This window comes from Nonomuraea sp. CX421 (genome assembly GCF_059358955.1).
Window position 1 is genome coordinate 1 of the sequence record NZ_JCADBK010000029.1, and the last position, 16,693, is coordinate 16,693.

19 protein-coding genes are annotated in these 16,693 nt (G+C 68.1%); 8 read left to right on the forward strand and 11 right to left on the reverse strand.

Annotation, left to right across the window (positions count from 1 at the left end; translation table 11 throughout):
- Nucleotides 1-73: 73 nt before the first annotated feature.
- The 5 genes from AC5L3X_RS33875 to AC5L3X_RS33895 all read right to left on the reverse strand — a co-directional run bounded on the left by AC5L3X_RS33875 (nt 74) and on the right by AC5L3X_RS33895 (nt 5,194).
- Nucleotides 74-310: a hypothetical protein gene (locus tag AC5L3X_RS33875; RefSeq protein WP_494862462.1), complete on the reverse strand. Its 237-nt coding sequence runs from the start codon at nt 308-310 to the stop codon at nt 74-76.
- A gap of 240 nt (nt 311-550) precedes the next feature.
- Nucleotides 551-1,174 (reverse strand): hypothetical protein, encoded by a 624-nt coding sequence (locus tag AC5L3X_RS33880; RefSeq protein WP_494862464.1) that lies wholly within the window; start codon nt 1,172-1,174, stop codon nt 551-553.
- Nucleotides 1,171-1,533 (reverse strand): hypothetical protein, encoded by a 363-nt coding sequence (locus AC5L3X_RS33885; protein ID WP_494862465.1) that lies wholly within the window; start codon nt 1,531-1,533, stop codon nt 1,171-1,173. The genes AC5L3X_RS33880 and AC5L3X_RS33885 overlap by 4 nt, the downstream gene beginning before the upstream one ends.
- 61 nt (nt 1,534-1,594) lie before the next feature.
- The gene (locus AC5L3X_RS33890; protein ID WP_494862467.1) at nt 1,595-1,993 is read right to left on the reverse strand and encodes a YbaB/EbfC family nucleoid-associated protein; all 399 of its coding nucleotides are present in this window, start codon (nt 1,991-1,993) and stop codon (nt 1,595-1,597) included.
- 186 nt (nt 1,994-2,179) lie between these two features.
- Nucleotides 2,180-5,194 carry an AfsR/SARP family transcriptional regulator gene (locus AC5L3X_RS33895; protein WP_494862469.1) on the reverse strand — a complete coding sequence of 1,005 codons (3,015 nt, stop codon included), beginning with the start codon at nt 5,192-5,194 and terminating at the stop codon, nt 2,180-2,182.
- A gap of 209 nt (nt 5,195-5,403) precedes the next feature.
- Here AC5L3X_RS33895 and AC5L3X_RS33900 point away from each other — a divergent pair, with 209 nt between their 5' ends.
- Together AC5L3X_RS33900 and AC5L3X_RS33905 are read left to right on the forward strand one after the other, a co-directional pair.
- Nucleotides 5,404-5,904 carry a hypothetical protein gene (locus AC5L3X_RS33900; protein ID WP_494862471.1) on the forward strand — a complete coding sequence of 167 codons (501 nt, stop codon included), beginning with the start codon at nt 5,404-5,406 and terminating at the stop codon, nt 5,902-5,904.
- 150 nt (nt 5,905-6,054) lie between these two features.
- Nucleotides 6,055-6,519, forward strand: a complete 465-nt coding sequence (locus AC5L3X_RS33905) for a hypothetical protein (protein WP_494862473.1) — start codon at nt 6,055-6,057, stop codon at nt 6,517-6,519.
- Nucleotides 6,520-6,620: 101 nt separating this feature from the next.
- On the opposite strand, the gene AC5L3X_RS33910 is transcribed toward AC5L3X_RS33905, so the two are convergent.
- The 4 genes from AC5L3X_RS33910 to AC5L3X_RS33925 all read right to left on the reverse strand — a co-directional run bounded on the left by AC5L3X_RS33910 (nt 6,621) and on the right by AC5L3X_RS33925 (nt 9,052).
- Nucleotides 6,621-7,268 carry a hypothetical protein gene (locus tag AC5L3X_RS33910; protein WP_494862474.1) on the reverse strand — a complete coding sequence of 216 codons (648 nt, stop codon included), beginning with the start codon at nt 7,266-7,268 and terminating at the stop codon, nt 6,621-6,623.
- On the reverse strand, nt 7,265-7,651 hold the full coding sequence (locus AC5L3X_RS33915; RefSeq protein ID WP_494862476.1) for a hypothetical protein: 387 nt from the start codon (nt 7,649-7,651) through the stop codon (nt 7,265-7,267). The genes AC5L3X_RS33910 and AC5L3X_RS33915 overlap by 4 nt, the downstream gene beginning before the upstream one ends.
- Nucleotides 7,652-7,712: 61 nt before the next feature.
- Complete coding sequence (locus AC5L3X_RS33920) at nt 7,713-8,111, reverse strand: YbaB/EbfC family nucleoid-associated protein (RefSeq protein ID WP_494862478.1); 399 nt, start codon at nt 8,109-8,111, stop codon at nt 7,713-7,715.
- Nucleotides 8,112-8,593: 482 nt separating this feature from the next.
- Entirely contained in the window at nt 8,594-9,052 is a 459-nt protein-coding gene (locus AC5L3X_RS33925) for a TetR/AcrR family transcriptional regulator (protein ID WP_494862479.1), read from the reverse strand.
- Between the two features lie 915 nt (nt 9,053-9,967).
- On the opposite strand from AC5L3X_RS33925, the gene AC5L3X_RS33930 reads away from it, so the two are divergent.
- From AC5L3X_RS33930 to AC5L3X_RS33940, 3 genes are all read left to right on the forward strand, one after another.
- Nucleotides 9,968-10,342, forward strand: a complete 375-nt coding sequence (locus tag AC5L3X_RS33930; RefSeq protein ID WP_494862480.1) for a YbaB/EbfC family nucleoid-associated protein — start codon at nt 9,968-9,970, stop codon at nt 10,340-10,342.
- Between the two features lie 62 nt (nt 10,343-10,404).
- Nucleotides 10,405-10,782 (forward strand): hypothetical protein, encoded by a 378-nt coding sequence (locus tag AC5L3X_RS33935; RefSeq protein ID WP_494862482.1) that lies wholly within the window; start codon nt 10,405-10,407, stop codon nt 10,780-10,782.
- A complete protein-coding gene (locus AC5L3X_RS33940; protein ID WP_494862483.1) occupies nt 10,779-11,426 on the forward strand; it encodes a hypothetical protein in 648 nt (215 codons plus the stop codon). The genes AC5L3X_RS33935 and AC5L3X_RS33940 overlap by 4 nt, the downstream gene beginning before the upstream one ends.
- 374 nt (nt 11,427-11,800) lie before the next feature.
- Here AC5L3X_RS33940 and AC5L3X_RS33945 read toward each other — a convergent pair whose 3' ends face one another.
- Together AC5L3X_RS33945 and AC5L3X_RS33950 are read right to left on the reverse strand one after the other, a co-directional pair.
- A complete protein-coding gene (locus tag AC5L3X_RS33945) occupies nt 11,801-11,989 on the reverse strand; it encodes a hypothetical protein (RefSeq protein WP_494862484.1) in 189 nt (62 codons plus the stop codon).
- 216 nt (nt 11,990-12,205) lie between these two features.
- Nucleotides 12,206-12,763, reverse strand: a complete 558-nt coding sequence (locus tag AC5L3X_RS33950; protein ID WP_494862486.1) for a TetR family transcriptional regulator — start codon at nt 12,761-12,763, stop codon at nt 12,206-12,208.
- A gap of 94 nt (nt 12,764-12,857) precedes the next feature.
- Here AC5L3X_RS33950 and AC5L3X_RS33955 point away from each other — a divergent pair, with 94 nt between their 5' ends.
- The 3 genes from AC5L3X_RS33955 (at nt 12,858) to AC5L3X_RS33965 (ending at nt 16,544) form a co-directional block, all read left to right on the forward strand.
- A complete protein-coding gene (locus AC5L3X_RS33955; protein WP_494862487.1) occupies nt 12,858-13,622 on the forward strand; it encodes an SDR family NAD(P)-dependent oxidoreductase in 765 nt (254 codons plus the stop codon).
- A 257-nt stretch (nt 13,623-13,879) separates the two neighbouring features.
- Entirely contained in the window at nt 13,880-15,508 is a 1,629-nt protein-coding gene (locus AC5L3X_RS33960) for an FAD-dependent oxidoreductase (RefSeq protein WP_494862489.1), read from the forward strand.
- Between the two features lie 118 nt (nt 15,509-15,626).
- The gene (locus tag AC5L3X_RS33965; protein ID WP_494862491.1) at nt 15,627-16,544 is read left to right on the forward strand and encodes a DNA-3-methyladenine glycosylase family protein; all 918 of its coding nucleotides are present in this window, start codon (nt 15,627-15,629) and stop codon (nt 16,542-16,544) included.
- Nucleotides 16,545-16,693: the final 149 nt, after the last annotated feature.

A 16,693-nucleotide genomic window follows, 5' to 3' on the forward strand; every position in this document is an offset into this window, starting at 1 on the left:
CCGTTGAGGACCCGAAGGTCAGTCAGTCCAAGGGTCAGACCCTGGCGGGAAGCGCTCATCTACATCATCACTGTCAGTCCACCCAAAGGTCCCACGTGCCGAGGTGGAAACGGATCGTCTTCACGCAGACGGGGTTGGTCCAGCGCCCCTTTCGCACCCCGTCACGGGCGGCCGCCCGGCACCCGGCCTCGGAGTAGTAGGAGGCGATGTAGCGCTTGGCGGCGGACTCGTCGGCCGCGGCGGCCCCGGCGGGCGTCAGCACGGCGCCGGCGACCGCCAGGCAGGCGAGCAGTCTGAAAGAGGTGCGCATGGGGAGCTCCAACGAAGGAGGATCGCGGAATGTAATCACTTGATCACCCATAGTAGCAATGAGCTAACTGCGATCTCCTGTTTCCGCAGATCTGCAGGGGCAGCCCTCCCCCAACCAGGTCCGCGAAGTGTGGGCCGTGGCCTCGCTCAGGGCGCGGCCACGCCGTGGGATCCAGTGCGATCGCCCCCCTGCCGTAACGCGGCGGCGGTCACCCCGGCCTTGAGCGGCTCCAGGCATGAGCTATGAGCCCAATTTGAGGTTCTCCGTCCTGAGGCGGGAGATTTCTTCGAGGATCGCTTTTTCTTTGCGGATGTCCTTCAGTGCTGCGCTCTTGAGGTCATTAAAAATGCTCAGCGCTGCCTTCATCCTTTCGTCGAAGATACTTACGAGAGCTCTGGCTTTTTTGTCCGCATCCAGGAGGCTCCACGGCCAGGTCTGGATCACCCAGTCATTGTGCTCGTCCAACGACTTCTTGAGCGTTAGTAGATTTTGCAGGGCGAGCTTCTTGTAGTTGGCAAGGTGGTGGCCTATATCCCAAGTTGGGAAGTTAAGCGCCCAGGACGAGTCGTGGAGGTCCTGGGCGTTCCGTGCGGGAACGGAGTACCAGTATTCCAGGAAGGCTTTGAATGCCGCCCCTCCGTTCCGCTCATCCAAATATTTCATATATTTCTCGCCTTCCGGCAGTTCGGCCCTGTTGGCCGTTCTCAGCCATCTTGAGCCCGCCTCATGATATTCCCAGTTGTCGTCCGCCGGCCATTTGAACCACATCGCGCCCTTGTCCGTCCAATGCGCGAGGAGGCTCCGCACCTCGTCGTGGTCCGCCAAGTCCATGTGCGACGGGATGTTGTAGAACTCTTTGCTCACGGCTTCTCCTTTTCTGGACGATCGAGGGCCTTCTCAAGGTCACCGAACCCCTCAGCGAGATTGTGGTCCTCTACGGCAGCCTGCCTTTTGGCCATCATCGTGAGTCCGTCCGAGCCGAGCCTCACCATACCGACCAGGTTCTTTATTGATGAATTTGCCGCCATAGCCGCGGCATCAAGTTCCACTGCGGCATCATCGGCGATGTAACACATCCAGGGCGCGGGCAGACCGCGGCGGCTCTCGGGCCGGGGAGCCGGCTGATCGGCTTCGCTCGTTATGTACTCCTCAACGTTATCCAGCCATCTCGCTGTATCTCTGAGCGACTCGCGATTCCACTTGGCTTCTTCCGATCCGGCCAATTAACGCTCTCCTTGCTCGGCGGCCGGTGACTTCGCGGCCGCGACGGACGGGATCGACAGCTCAGCGGTCTTGCGACAGTTTGGCGAGCGTTTCCTGGATCTCCCGCGTTCGATACGCGTACATCTGCGCGTTCTCCTCCAGGCTCTTCCGAAGGCGCTCCTGGATGACGCGCGCCCGCTCCTCACGCAGGGGGGCGGTCGCCTGGGCGAAGCGGCGAAACCAGTCCTCCTGGGCGTTCCGCAGCGCCTCCGCAGCCAACTCGGCCAGCTCCTCGGAACCTCGGCGCATCACCCGGGGATCTACCTCGACGAGCTCGACCAGCCCGCTCCCGCCGATCGTCACCCGGACACTCCGGTCGCCCGAAAACCCCTGCCCCACCAGCTGGGCAGCCAACTCACGGCATTCAGGAAGGACCGACTCCATGGAATAGCCCACTTCAGCCGGGCAACGGTCGTTCATCTCTACTCCGATACGGCACTCATCGTTCGCGATGGCAGCCCTCAAACCAGCATGATCCTATATAAAGATCGCCCAAGAAAGGGAGGAGTCGTCATATAGCAGCACATTGCATGTTGGATGGACCCATCGGGCTGAGCGATCTTCTGTTTCCACGGACCCAGGGGCTCCCCTCCCCTCGCCGGGTCATCAATCTTCGTGGACGTCCGGCAGGTCGCAGGAGCAGCCCCATCGGCGACGCCAGTCGCTCAGCTCCCCCGCCTCGCGTACGCCGGTCCGTGTGAAGGTGCGCAGCGCGGAGCGCCAGAGGTCGTGCGCGGACGGGCAACCGTCGAGCCGGGAGCGCGCCGCGCCCAGGTCCCGGCGGGTACGGGCGGCCCAGAGATCGTGTTCCATGTCCTCCCACTCGGTCAGGGCCAGGTGGAGGTGGGCGAGGGCCTGTTCGGGGCGTCCCGCCGCGAGATGCGCCTCACCGAGGGTGCGCAGGGCGAGCGCCGTGCCGAACCGGTCACCCAGCTCGGCGCTCATCTCCAGCCCCGCGGCGAGCAGCCGCTCGGCCTCCGCCGTTCGTCCGGCGCGGAGCCAGACCTTGGCCAGGGCCTGGCCGGTGTAGCAGCGCAGGTGCGGGTCGGCCAGCCCGGTCGCCCGCCGGTGAGCCTCCGCGCACCACCTCTCCGCCCCCACGAGGTCTCCCCTGGCCCGGAACACCAGACCGATGCCACGGATGGCGATGATCTCCCCGGGACGGTGTCCGGCCAGGCGGAACGCCCGCGCCGCCAGGCTCAGCCGGCCGAGCGCCCGCCGGTCGGCGCCCAGTTCGCGATCCGCGACGCCCAGGCCGTAGCTCGCGTGCGCGACGCCCTCGCCGTCGCCGAGCTCCTCGCACATCCGCAGCCCCCGGGTCAGCAGCGGTCTCGCCTCCTCGTGCTCGCCGAGCTCCTTGTGCACGGTCCCCAGGCCGTTCAGCGCGTTCGCCTCACCGCACGCGTCGCCTAGCTCCCGGTAGAGGGCCAGCGCGCGGGTGAAGTGCCGCTTGGCGTCGGCGAACCGGTCCTCGCAGTAGCGCAGCTGTCCCAGCCCGCTCTCTGCGGCCGCCTCGGCACGGCGGCTGCCGCCGGCGCGCGCGGCCGCGTGGGCGGCGTCGAGCGCGCGGTTCCAGGGGTCGAACCGGTTGCGGACGGCGAACAGTGCGTGCACCAGCGTTTCGGTGAGGGCGTAGGCCAGCTCGTCGAACCCGGAGCGGGCGGCGCGCTCGACCAGGCCGACGAGGAACTCCTCCTCGGCGGCGAGCCAGCCGGGAGGGGGGACCACGGTGGGCTCGGCGGGCTCGGGCGGGTGGTGCCTCCTCGGCAGTGTCAGGGGCAGCCGCGCGACCATCGTTCCCATCGTCCGCAGACCGGCGACGGCCACCCGTTCGATCGCGGCGGCCGCCTTCGCGGGGAGCTCCACCTCCGCGGCCCGCTCGGCCGCGTAGACCCGGACCAGGTCGTGCGTACGGTAGCGCGCGCCGGCCCCCCGGCCTCCGACGATCTCCAGGAGCCGGTGGTCGGCCAGGTCCTCGACCAGTTCGAGTGCCCGGCCGGGCGGCAGGTCGAGGAGCGCGGCCACGGCCCAGGCGCCGAACGCGGGCGATCCCAGCAGGCTGATCAGCCGCAGGGCCCGGCGCCGGTCGGCGGCCAGGCTCCGGTAGCCGAGCGCGATGCTCGCCCGGACGTCGAGATCGTCCACGGTCAGTTCGTCCAGGCGGTGGCGCTCGTCCGCGAGCCTGGCCACCAGGTCCGAGATCGCCCAGTGCGGGCGCGTGGCCAGGCGGGCCGCCGCGATGCGCACGGCCAGCGGCAGTCCGGCGCAGAGCCGTACGACCTCGGCGGCGTCGCGCGACTCGGCCCGCACCCGCTCGTCACCGGCGACGTGGCTCAGCAGGCGCACGCCCTCGGCGTCGGAGAGCACCCGCATCTCGACCCGGGCGGTGCTCGGCAGGCCGGCCAGCCGTCGGCGGCTGGTGACGATCACGCCGCAGCCGGGGTCACCCGGGATCAGCGGCCGGATCTGCTCCACGCTCCCGGCGTCGTCGAGGACGAGGAGCAGCCGCCGCCCGTCCAACGCCTGCCGGAATCGTCCGGCCGTCTCGTCGAGACCGGCGCCGTCGCCGGGCGCCTCGACGCCCAGGCTGCGGAGCAGCCGTTCCAGCGCCTCCGCCGGCGGCAACGGCTGCGCTTCGGTTCCCCGCAGGCCGATGTAGAGCGACCCGCCGGGATAGGACTCCCGGAGCCGGTGCGCCGCGCGCACGGCCAGGGTGCTCTTGCCCACGCCGCCCTGTCCCGTCACGACGACCACCGGCACCGCGCTGGACCCGGCTCGGGGTTCCCGGACCGGCAGGTGCTTCTCGATCAGGGCGAGCTCGTCGTCGCGGCCCACGAAGTCGCCGATGTCCGGCGGCAACGGGCTCGGCGGCCCCGGCAGGCCGGGCAGCAGCCGTACGTCGTCGGCGAGTACGCGCCGGTGCAGCTCGCGCAGCTCGGCTCCGGGCTCCAGGCCCAGCTCGGCGACGAGCTCTCCCCGGATCCGCTGGAAGATCTCCAGGGCCTCACCCCTGCGGCCCGCCCGGTAGAGCGCGAGCATCAACTGGGCGCTGAACCGCTCGTGCAGCGAATGCCGGCTCGCCAGCTCGGACAACTCCGGGATCAGCGTGGTGTCCCGGCCCAGCGCCAGCTCCGCCTCGGCTCGGCGCTCCTGCGCCGCGATGCGCAGTTGCCTGAGCCGGTCCGCCTCGAAGACGAGCGGCGGGCATTCCGGGAAGTCCGCGTACGGCTCGCCCCGCCAGAGCGCGAGCGCCTCCTCGAAGCGCTCGACCGCGCGGCCGGGGCCGCCCTCGGCCAGCGCGGTGTCTCCCTCACCGATCAGCCGCCGGAACCTCGGCGCGTCGATCTCCTCGTCGGCGGCGGCGAGGGAGTAGGCGTCCCGGTGGCCGAGGATGCGGTCCTGGCCGAGGGCGCGCCGCAGCCGGTGCACGTACAGCTGGATGTTGCGCCGGGCCGAGGGCGGGGGGTCGTCGCCCCACATGGCCTCGGTCAGCCAGTCGATGGAGGCCGGTGCGCGCGCCCGGGACAGGAGAAGGGCGAGCAGGAGGCGCGGCTTGCCCGCGCCCCCGATGTCGACGTCTCCGTCGGCGCCCCGGCCCGTGCCCCCGTCCGACACGGCCATCGGCCCCAGAATGCGGAACTCCACTCACGCCCCACGTTCGTGAAATTTCAATCAATGACCATCTCAGCGAGCCCGTCGCCCTGTCAAGATCATCTCAAGGCGGGCCTCGTCGAGCCGTGACCGTACCACCTACATCTGTCGATATACCGGCGGTATACCGACATGCCGGATCCTCGCCCCGAACACTTCTCACCAACACCGGGGGCACAGTGAAACGACCTCTCCTCGCCGCGCTCGCGGCCGGCGTGACGCTTACGGCGCTCGCGGCGCCATCGGCCGCCTCAGCGTCGGCATCGGTCCAGAACGGGATCGACGTCAGGACGTCCAAGATCTCCTACCTGCAGTATCCGCAGACCGGCAAGGCCAGGGCGCAACTGCGGAACATCACCGTCACCTGGCGCAGGGATCGGGTCGAGAAGCAGGTGTGGGTCACCGTGACCGCACAGCTGCGCGACTCCGGCCCGGGCGACGGGCACTGCGCGCGGATGACGCTCTCAGCGGACGACGGGTATTTCGCCGACTTCAGGGAGACCACGGCCAAGGAGTGCAACGGGGTCTGGCAGACGAGATCTCTGGCCACCGCGCCAGGCAACTTCGAGGAGCCGGGCAGCTACGGAGCGACCAAACTCATTCTCCGCACGAACCCCAACGGATCCGGGACCTACTGGGGCCTGAAGAACCCCTGGGCCCCGAACTCCGGAAACCGCTGACGATCCGGCCAGGTCATCCTCCGGCCGCAGTGGTCGCTCCTGAGGTTGCGCACGGGGCCCGCACCCTCACAGCACGCCAGATCATCTCGACGCCGTCGCCCGGACGGGGAATCCGGGCGACGGCCACACCTCACCAGCACTGGGGGCACAGTGAAACGACTTCTCCACACCGCGCTCGTGGCCGGCCTGACGTTCACCGGGCTCTGCGCGACGTCGCCCGCCGCGTCGGCGCAGACCGGAGTCATCAGCAAAACGTGGAATCTCCCGAACCTGCAGAACCCGTCATCGGGCCGGGCGAAGGCGCAGATCCGGAACGCCAGGGTGACCTGGTACATCGACCGCACCGAAGGCCGGGAGTGGGTCACGGTCACCGCGCAGCTCCGCGACTCCGGGCCGGGTGACGGCTGGTGCGCCCGGATCCGGCTCGTGGACTGGACCACGCCGGGTAACGAACCGGCTTACGCCAAGGAATGCAACGGCGTCTGGCAGACCAGGGCACTCTCCACGAATTACACTCATTACGCCCGCCCGTCTCACCGGGCCCGGGTCAACCTCGACCTCTACACCTCGAGTGTCAGCTACGGCACATCGCTGCACATCAACCGTCCCTGGTAGGCGCACCTGATGCGTGTCGACACCGTCGCCCGGACGGGGAAGCGGGCGGCGGCGCCGGCGTGCTGGTGCTCACCACCGCCCTGAGCGGCTCCAGGCATGAATCACGGGTTTAATCCGAGGTCTTTCGGCATGGGCTTGGCGATCTGCTCGAGAACCGCTTTCTGCTTGACGATGATTTCCCTTGCCTGGCCCACGTCCTGCTCGAGCTGGGACGTGAGCGGCTTCATGCGGAGGTCGAATTCATCGACGAGGGACCGGGATCTATTTTCCACCTCGCTGCGGTCACCCCCCATCGAGGACCAACGGGACCACCACCATCCCTCGGTGTCGTCCAGCGCCTTCTTGAGATCCAGAAGACTCAGCATGGCGGTCTCCTTGAAGGCGGAAAGTTTTCGATTCACCGCCCAGACCGCTCCCCTCATCACCTCGGATGAGTGGGAGATTTCCCTGGCATTCTGCAGAGGAATGGAATCCCAGTACTCCAGGAAGGCGTCCAACGCCACCCCGTCGTTCTTCTCCCGCATCTCCTTGAACTGTTTCTTCAAGGCATCATTATCTTCCAGCTGCGCCAGCAGCACATCACGCACATCACCCCAGGCCTCGAACGCGTCGTAGTATTCCGAGTTGTCGTCCGCCGGCCACCTGAACTTCATGCCTTTTTGGCCCCAGTGCGAGAGAAGATTCTCCACCTCTTCATGATCTGCGAAGTCCAGGTAGTACGGAGTTCTGCGGAAGTCGATGTCGTTCACGACGTCTCCCCTTCCGGCCGATCAAGTTCCTTCTCAAGCTTCCCGTACGCCGCGGCGAGGTTGTGGTCCTCCACGGCGGTTTCTTTCTTGGCCATCCTGGCGAGGCCGTCCGACCCCCACGTGACCTGGCCCCTCAGGTTCGACAGCGCGTCCAGCACCGCCTTAGCCGCCGCATTGACCTCCACGGCGAGTCCGTCGGCATAGAACCACTGGTAGTGGTGCGGGATCGGATCGCGTTGGCCCGAGGGCCGGGGGGCGCGCCGGTCGTAGGTGCGATCATCCGTTTTGGTCAGCTCTTTTACGGCACCCGCAATGCCCTCTATCGCTTTCGATCCTTTGTTGAGGGAATCGGGGTTCCACGTGGCGCCTTCGGGGCCGGCCAATCAACACTCTCCTTGTTCGGCGGCCGACGCCTTTGCGGCCGCGACGGACGGGATCGACAGCTCAGCGGTCTTGCGACAGTTTGGCGAGCGTTTCCTGGATCTCCCGCGTTCGATACGCGTACATCTCCGCGTTCTCCTGCAGCCGCTTCCGCAGGCGCTCCTGGATGACGCGCGCCCGCTCCTCACGCAGGGGGGCGGTCGCCTCAGCGAAGCGACGGAACCAGTCCTCCTGGGCGTTCCGCAGCGCCTCCGCAGCCAACTCGGCGAGCTCCTCGGAGCCCCTGCGCATCACCCGGGGGTCCATGTCGACGAGTTCGACCAGCCCGTTCCCGCCGATCGTCACTCGGACACTCTGGTCGCCCGAAAACCCCTGCCCCACCAGCTGAGCAGCCAACTCACGCGATTCGGGAAAGACCGACTCCATGGAATGGCCCACTTCAGCCGGGTAACGGTCGTTCATCTCTGCTCCGTTAAGGCACTCGTCGTTCGCGATCGCAGACAGGAAGCCATGACGACCGCTCGGGCGCAGCCGCGACGACGCTGATGCCGTCCACGCCCCTGGCCGCCAAGACCTGCCACCACCACAATCGCCTCCAGCTTCACTCCGCGCCCATCTCCACGACCGGGAACATCCTCACCGAATGGCATTCGGATTGCACCAGGACCACAGAGGCACCGCACGCGAAGAGGTGAGCCACCGCGAATGTCGTAGCGGCTCTGAAACCAGCATGATCCTATATAAAGATCGTCAAAAAAGGGGAAAAGTCGCACGATAGCCGTACATCGCGACCGACCTGAGGCCATCGATCAGCAAAGCAGCCAGGCCATGGTCAGCCGATGCGGAGCGTGCACGGCCGCGGACCTGGCCTTTGGCCCAGGGTCACCGCAAGGCGAAGCCAAACCCGTGGGACCCGTAGTCGTGGAGGTGGGCCGTGGCGGTGGTCAGGGCTCGATGCCGCCGCGGAGCAGGCTCCACATGCGCCGGGCGGTCTCGGACCGCTCGGCGGCCGGGAGGTTGGCCAGGAGGCTGGCCAGCATGCCGACGGCCAGGACCAGATCCTCGGCCGTCACGTCGGCGCGGACGCGCCCTGCCCGCCGGGCCTCGGCCAGCCCGCCCTCCAGCAGCCTCGCCACGCGATCGCGCAGGACGATGACGCGCGGGTCGGGATGCGAGGGCGTGCTGACCATGGTGACGAACGCGGTCGAGGCGATCGTCTGCTCGGTGATCAGGGCCAGCACGTCGTCGAGACCGGCGCCGGGCTCGGCGGCCAGGGCCTCCAGGTCGGCGACGCTGTCCTCGAACACGGCCAGCGCGAGACTGACGCGATCGGGAAAGTGCCGGTAGAGGCTGCCCTGCCCGACTCCGGCGGCGCGGGCGACTTGTCCGGTTGCTGTGACCACGTCGCCTTCACCCTCTGCCGCACCCCCATCAGGAGGACGAACCATGACGACCGACACCTTCGACAACCGCGTAGCCCTCATCACCGGCGCCGGCTCCGGGATCGGCAGAGCCATGGGCACGTCGGAGGCGGAGCGCGGGCCGGTCGCGCCAGATGGCCATGCTGTCCCGTTCGGGCTTGGAGGCGGTGCGGCCGGGGCCGAAGCGACGGGACGGGCGCCGGCCTCGATCCGCTGCGCGGCACCCGCCGTGACGAGCACCGAATTGTCCACCTGCCGACCGCGTTCGACTACACCTCCGGCCTGGTGCTGGCACAGACCAACGTGGACGGCAAACGAACGAGATCACCTGATTCCAGCCTTTGCCAGCAGGGCTTGACCTAGAGGGATGCGTCCTCAGCGCCGACGCGCTCCACACCCAGCGCGAGCACGCCACCTTCCTGGTGACCGAGAAGAACGCCCGCTACATCCTGATCGTCAAGGAGAACCAGCCCACTCTGCACGCCCAGACCAAGCCTCGCGCTGGCCGTGTTCGAGGACAGCGTCGCAGATCTGGAGGCCCTGGCCGCCGAGCCCGGCGCCGGTCTCAGGCCGGTTGCGATGTACGGCTGCCATGATGACTCCTCCCGTTTCTGGTGATCTTTTTATAGGATCATGCTGGTTTCAGGGCTCGCTGCGACATTCAGGGGGGCTCGCATACTTGTGTGCCGCACCTCCAGCATCCCAGGTGAGATCCGAGTGCCACTCGGGACGTTCTCTTGGGTGACGGGCGCGGGGTGAAGCCGGAGGCGATCGTGATGGTGCGAGCCTTCCTAGCTCAGGTCGCGGACGGCATCGGGCGTCGGCACGCCTGCGCGGACGGTTTGTCATGGCTCCCTGCCCACGATCGCGAACGACGACTGCCTTAACGGAGCAGAGATGAACGACCGGTATCCACCCGTAGAATCGCCCTTTCCCGCATCGCGTGCGTTCGCTCATGATGTGATCGTGCACGGCTTCTCGGGCGACCAGAGCGTCCGAGTGACGATCGGCGGGAGCGGGCTCGTAGAACTCGTCGAGATAACCCCCCGCGTCATGCGCCGAGGTTCCGAAGAGCTCGCCGAACTGGCCCTGGAGACGCTGCGAAAGGCCCAAGAGGACTGGTTCCGCCGCTACGCGCAGGTGACCGCCCCCGAGCGTGCGGAGAGGGCGCGGATGATCCAGGAGCGCCTGCGGAAGAGACTGGAGCAGAACGCGGCGATGTACGCGTATCGAACGCGGGAGACGCTCGACAAACTGTCGCAGGACCGCTGAGTCGTCGATCCCCGTCCACCACGGCCGCGAAGTCACCGGCCGCCGAACAAGGAGAACGTTAATTGGCCGGTCCAGAAGGCGCCACGTGGAACTCCGAATCCCTCACCAAAGGAGCGGAAGCGATAAAGGTCCTTGCAGGGGCCGTATGGGAGGCCACCATAAGAACCGACGGCGAACTGCGCGGACCTGACCCCAAGAGGTTTCGCGACGAGCCCCCACCCTGGATGCATTTCATCGCTGATGATCTCGCCATAGCCCTGAGTAAAGCGGGTTCGGGGGCGGCAATGGCCATGTCGAACCTGTCCGACACGGCGAAGATCGGCTGGCAGGGGCTCCAAATGATGGCCAAAAAACAGGATGCCGTAGAGGACCACAACCTTGCTGAGGCGTTTGGTGACCTCGAGAAGGTACTCGATCGGCCGCAAGGGGAGACGTCATGAACGCTGTCGACTTCAGAAACACCCCCTCCCACCTGGACTTAGCAGACTACGGCGAGGTGCGGAGCCTCCTCGAGCATTGGACCGGTAGAGGCGTGATGAAGTTCCGCTGGCCGGCCGACGACAACGCGGAATACTCCAGGGCGGCCCGGGAATGGTTGAAAACGGCAGACAGAGTCAGGGTCCTGGCGCCGGTGGAAGGCGGTGATGCCGCTAAGGAACACATCGAAATGATGGACAAACTGAACAAGGGGGTAGCGTTCGAAGCCTTTCTGGAATACTGGGACTCCATTCCACGGCGGAGGGCCGAGAAAATCTACCACTCGTGTCAATCGCTTTACCTGGTAGTTATGGGTATATCCGAGATCCTTAACGCCTATAAGACGCACGCGCTGCAAAGTCTACTGGCGCTCCAAGAGGCGTTGGACAAAAATAATGACTGGACATGGTCGCCCTGGGGGCGTAGCCCCGGCGAGGTGGACAAGAGCGCCAGGTCCCTCATCGAGCAATTCGACTACAATATGGAGCCGTCACTAAGAAATTTCAGTACCCAGAAGGGCTTGGCACAGGAGATCGTCAACAAACATATAACGATCCTCTTTCAACTATCCCAGGTCTGGACGCACGATCTGAAGTTGGAGCCGTGATTCCATGCGCGGGAGCCGCCGCCGCCCAGGGCGGCGGTCAGGGCCACGGCGAGGTATCGGCACCAGCCCGAGTGTCCGTTTCGTGACGTGACCGGTCTGGGCTGTGGGAGGGGGCCGGAGACTCGTCTGAGGACGAGAACAGGCACGACCTTCGAGATCATGAGGTTCTCGACGCCTAATGATCACCAGAGGAGACCGCGGCTGTCCCCTCATCGCCGATCAGTGTTGCCCTTGGCCAGCTGGCCGAGCATGGCCGGTAGCCGCTTCTGCTGCCGAATGCCTCAGCCTGCTGGGGTGTTTCCAACGCCCTGGACGATCGTGTGGTCACCGCCGACGCCCTGCATACCCAGCCCAGCGTGGGCACGCCACCTGCCTCATAGAGCAGAGAGATGGTCCAAGCCAATCCACCGCCACAGCCGCAGCATCCATTTCGTGGCGAGATCCTTGGCGATGTGATCCATCCAGAACGGGAGCTGGTCGCGGCGGTTCTCAAGCCGGAGAGAACGCGGTTCGGGGGCGGTTCTTCCGGTTTTCTCCAATATGTACCGCGCGATGTTCTCCATCGCTTTCGATCCTCTGCTGAGAGAATCGCGATTCCATGTAGCACAGCCTTCGGCGGTCAATTGGCGCTCTCCTTGTTCGGCGGCCGGTCTCCACTTTGCCGCCATGCAGGCGCGCCGACGCCGTCCGTGACGTGGGCTGCGAGGGCCCGCCACCACCACAATCGCCTCCAGCTTCACCCCACACCCGTCTCGCCAAGAAAAGGGGAGAAACGGCGGTCAGGGCTCGATGCCGCCGCGGAGCAGGCTCCACATGCGCCGGGCGGTCTCGGACCGCTCGGCGGCCGGGAGGTTGGCCAGGAGGCTGGCCAGCATGCCGACGGCCAGGACCAGATCCTCGGCCGTCACGTCGGCGCGGACGCGCCCTGCCCGCCGGGCCTCGGCCAGCCCGCCCTCCAGCAGCCTCGCCACGCGATCGCGCAGGACGATGACGCGCGGGTCGGGATGCGAGGGCGTGCTGACCATGGTGACGAACGCGGTCGAGGCGATCGTCTGCTCGGTGATCAGGGCCAGCACGTCGTCGAGACCGGCGCCGGGCTCGGCGGCCAGGGCCTCCAGGTCGGCGACGCTGTCCTCGAACACGGCCAGCGCGAGGCTGATGCGATCGGGAAAGTGCCGATAGAGGCTGCCCTGCCCGACTCCGGCGGCGCGGGCGACCATGCTGAGCGGCGCGTTGTATCCGGCGTCGGCGAAGACCTCACGGGCCGCCGCTATGAGTGCCGCGCGGTTCTCCGCCGCGGCACTGGGCCCTCTGTTCGGTCGACGCGCGGCAGGCATGGCGGCTATCGTAGCAACCGGACATTGTTGTCCGGTTGCTGTGACCCACGTCGCCTTCACCCCCTCTGCCGCGCCCCCATCAGGAGGACGAACCATGACGACCGACACGTTCGACAACCGCGTGGCCCTCATCACCGGCGCCGGCTCCGGGATCGGCAGAGCGATGGCCATCGCCTTCGCCAAGGCCGGCGCCCGCGTGGTGGTCTGCGACGTCAACCGCGAAAGCGCCGAGCTGACCGCCTCCGGCATCGGGGAGGCCGCCATCGCCGTGACGGCCGACATCGGCGACGAGGCGTCGGTCACCGCGATGGTCGAGACCGCGATCAGCGCGTACGGACGCGTCGACGTGCTGTGCAACAACGCCGGCATCATCGACAACTTGGCCCTGCCGGCCGACATCTCGATCGAGATGTGGGACAGGGTGCTGCGCGTCAACCTGACCGGCACCTTCCTGGTCACCCACGCCGTCCTGCCGCACATGCTGCGCGAGGGACGCGGTGCGATCGTCAACACCGCCTCCGAGGCCGGCATCCGAGGCGGCGCGGCGGGCGCCGCCTACACCGCCTCCAAGCACGGCGTGGTCGGCCTGACCCGCAGCGTGGCCTGGGCGTACGCCAAGGAGGGCATCCGCTGCAACGCCATCCTGCCCGGCCCCACCCTGACCAACATCGCCACGGCGGAGGGCGCCGCCGCCTTCGACACGGCCGGCGTCACCCGGCTCGGGCCCGTGCTCGCCCTGGGCGATCAGATGGCCCAGCCCGAGCAGATGGCCGACGCCGCCCTCTTCCTCGCCTCCGACGCCGCCTCGTTCGTCAACGGCGCCATCGTCCCGGTGGACGGCGGCTGGTCGGCGGGCTGAGTTCCGTCGGCGGGGCCGACGCCGGTCGGCGGGCTGAGTTCCGTCGGCGGGGCCGACGCCGGTCGGCGAGCTGAGTTCCGTCGGCGAGCTGAGTTCCGTCGGCGGGGCCGAGGCCGGTCGGCGAGCTGAGGCCGGCGGTCCGCGCACCTGTTGACTCGGCGAACGCTCATCGCACAGACTACGAACCGTTAACCGGACAGAACTGTCCGGTTGGTGAGATCGCCTTCCGGGCCGTCTCGCGTGAAACGAGGGAGCTTATGACCGATCAGTGGGACGACCTCGTCGACGTACTCGTCGCGGGCTCAGGCGCGGCGGGCCTGACCGCGGCGATCGCCGCGGCCGACAAAGGGCTGACCGTCCTGGTGGTGGAGAGCACCCCGAAATGGGGCGGCACCACGTCCATCTCCGGAGGCGGGCTGTGGATGCCGGCCAACCCGCTCATGATCCGGGCCGGCGTCCAGGACTCCACCGGCGAGGCCCGCCGGTACCTGGACGACGTGATCGGCGACGTCGGGCCGGCCTCCTCGCCCGAGCGCAGGGCGGCCTTCCTGCAGACCGTTTCCGAGGTCGTGACCTTCCTCGGCCGCCTCGGCGTCAGGTGGAGAAGGTCCGCCGACTACCCCGACTACTATCCGGACCGGCCGGGCGGCAAGGTGGGCCGCTCCCTCGAGGTCGCGGCCTTCGACACCAGGCTGCTCGGCGACTGGTACGCCAGCTCGCGCGCCAAGGACAGCATCCCGCTCCCGCTCATGACCGACGACGTGTGGCTGCTGGCCCGCGCCTGGTCCACCCCCAGCGGCTTCGTCCGCGGCGCGCAGTTCGTCTTCCGCTCGCTCGGCCAGCTCGCCGCCGGCAAGCGCCCGGTCGGCATCGGCGGCGCGCTCGCCTGCTCGCTCATGCACATCGTGCGCACCCAGCAGACCCCCGTCTGGCTCTCCACGCCGATCGTCGACCTCATCGTGGAGGACGGCGAGGTGGTGGGCGCGGTCGTCGAACGGGACGGCCGGCGGCGGAGGGTCCGAGCCCGGCACGGCGTCGTCCTGGCCGCCGGAGGTTTCGCGAACAACCGCGAGTGGCGCCTGAAGCATCACGGCGTCCCCGGATACTCCTCCGCCCCCGAAGGCGACCTGGGCACCGCCATCGAGGCAGGCACCCGGGCGGGTGGCGCGCTGGCGCTCATGGACGACGCCTGGTGGGGCGGGAGCCTGATCGGCCCCGACGGCAAGAGCAGCTTCCTCGTCGCCGAGCGCTCGCTCCCCTTCAGCATCGTGGTGGACGCCAACGGCGAACGCTTCACCAACGAGTCGCAGTCGTACATCGACCTCGGACACGACATGCTCCGGCACGACGTGCCCGGCCCGATGTGGATGATCACCGACGTCAGGCACGCGCGGCGCTACCTGAACACCGCCTATCTGGGCCGCAAGAAGAAGTGGATCGAGGCGGGCCTGCTCGTCGAGGAGCCGTCCCTGAAGGCGCTGGCCACGAAGATCGGCATCCATCCGGAACGGCTGGCCGCGACCGTCGAGCGGTTCAACGGCTTCGCCCGCGCCGGGGTCGACGAGGACTTCGGCCGCGGCCGGACCGTCTACGACAACTACTACGGCGACCCACGGGTCAAGCCCAACCCCAACCTGGGCGCGCTGGAGCGGGGTCCCTTCCGCGCCGTCCGCATCCATCCGGGCGACCTCGGCACCAAGGGCGGCCTGCTCACCGACGAGCACGCCCGCGTCCTGCGCGAGGACGGGTCGGTCATCCCGGGCCTGTACGCGGCGGGCAACACCACCGCCTCGGTCATGGGCCGCACCTATCCGGGCCCCGGCTCGACCATCGCCCCCGCCGTCGTCTTCGGCTATCGCGCCGCGCGGCACGCCGCGTCCCGCTGAGTCCGGGCTCGGATCCGCTGACCGGTCCCCACCGGTCCGCGGGTCCGAGCGCCGCCGGTGTCGAGCAAGGGGCCAGAGGCGGGCCTGGGCGGCGGGTGGGAGCTTTTACCATTCGCGCATGACCACGCACGGATTCACGCTCACCGCCGAGGGACCGTTCAGTTTCGACGCCTCGCTGCGTTTCGTCGAGGACTGGCCGGCCACCAGCGCGCTGCCCTCCGATGGGCGGGCGCTGCGCTTCGCCTACTGCGCGGAGACCGACTGGCGGCCAATCGGCGTGACCGTGACGGCCGCGCCGGGCGGGGTCGCCGTGGCCACCACGCGGGCCGCCGGGCCGGGGATCCGGGGCGAGGTGGCCCGGATCCTGTCCCTCGACGTGGACGGCGCCGGGTTCGCCAAGCTCGGCGAGGCCGACCCGATCCTCGGCGAGCTGCACCGGCGCAGCCCCGGCCTGCGGCCGGTGTGCTTCTGGAGCCCGTGGGAGGCGGCCTGCTGGGCGGTGATCGTGCAGCGTTCGTCGATGCTCATCGCCTCCCGGATCAAGCAGCGCATCGCCGAGCGGTGGGGCGCGAAGGTCACCCTGGACGGGCGGGAGTACCCGGTCTTCCCGCCGCCCGTGACGCTGCTGGACGCGGGCGGGCTCGGTCTGCCCGCGCAGAAGGAGGAGTGGGTGCGCGGGCTGGCCCGCGCGGCGCTCGACGGCGTGCTCACCACCGAGCACCTGCGCTCCCTGGCTCCGGAGGAGGCCCTGGCCGAGCTGCGCGCCCTGCCCGGCGTGGGACCGTTCTCCGCCGGGCTCATCCTGATCCGCGGCGCGGGCGCGCCGGACGCGTTCCCGGGCGACGAGCCGCGGCTGTTCGCGATCCTGCGCGAGGCGTACGGCCTGCCGGAGGACACCCCGCCGGCCACCTACCGCGGGCTCGCCGAGGCGTGGCGGCCCTACCGCTCCTGGGCCTCCTTCCTGTTCCGGGCGTCCACCTACGGCGCCGTGGACGATCGCGCCGGTGCCCGGCGCCTGACGACAGATGATCACTGACAGCGACACTTACCCCACGTTCAGCAAAGAGTCACAACTCCATTACAACCGCCCGCAAAGGACTTTCGAACCCTGCCCCATATCCAGTGATACTGACACCGGCAACATCAACACCGGTCAACCGCGACTCGAACCGCGCGGGGGCGGAC

What these genes read in the sequence shown, in the direction of transcription:
- AC5L3X_RS33875 (WP_494862462.1), bottom strand. Translation starts at nt 310, where the DNA reads ATGCGCACCTCTTTCAGACTGCTCGCCTGCCTGGCGGTCGCCGGCGCC.
- AC5L3X_RS33890 (WP_494862467.1), bottom strand. Translation starts at nt 1,993, where the DNA reads ATGAACGACCGTTGCCCGGCTGAAGTGGGCTATTCCATGGAGTCGGTC.
- AC5L3X_RS33895 (WP_494862469.1), bottom strand. Translation starts at nt 5,194, where the DNA reads ATGGCCGTGTCGGACGGGGGCACGGGCCGGGGCGCCGACGGAGACGTC.
- AC5L3X_RS33920 (WP_494862478.1), bottom strand. Translation starts at nt 8,111, where the DNA reads ATGAACGACCGTTACCCGGCTGAAGTGGGCCATTCCATGGAGTCGGTC.
- AC5L3X_RS33930 (WP_494862480.1), top strand. Translation starts at nt 9,968, where the DNA reads ATGAACGACCGGTATCCACCCGTAGAATCGCCCTTTCCCGCATCGCGT.
- AC5L3X_RS33940 (WP_494862483.1), top strand. Translation starts at nt 10,779, where the DNA reads ATGAACGCTGTCGACTTCAGAAACACCCCCTCCCACCTGGACTTAGCA.
- AC5L3X_RS33945 (WP_494862484.1), bottom strand. Translation starts at nt 11,989, where the DNA reads ATGGAGAACATCGCGCGGTACATATTGGAGAAAACCGGAAGAACCGCC.
- AC5L3X_RS33950 (WP_494862486.1), bottom strand. Translation starts at nt 12,763, where the DNA reads ATGCCTGCCGCGCGTCGACCGAACAGAGGGCCCAGTGCCGCGGCGGAG.
- AC5L3X_RS33955 (WP_494862487.1), top strand. Translation starts at nt 12,858, where the DNA reads ATGACGACCGACACGTTCGACAACCGCGTGGCCCTCATCACCGGCGCC.
- AC5L3X_RS33960 (WP_494862489.1), top strand. Translation starts at nt 13,880, where the DNA reads ATGACCGATCAGTGGGACGACCTCGTCGACGTACTCGTCGCGGGCTCA.
- AC5L3X_RS33965 (WP_494862491.1), top strand. Translation starts at nt 15,627, where the DNA reads ATGACCACGCACGGATTCACGCTCACCGCCGAGGGACCGTTCAGTTTC.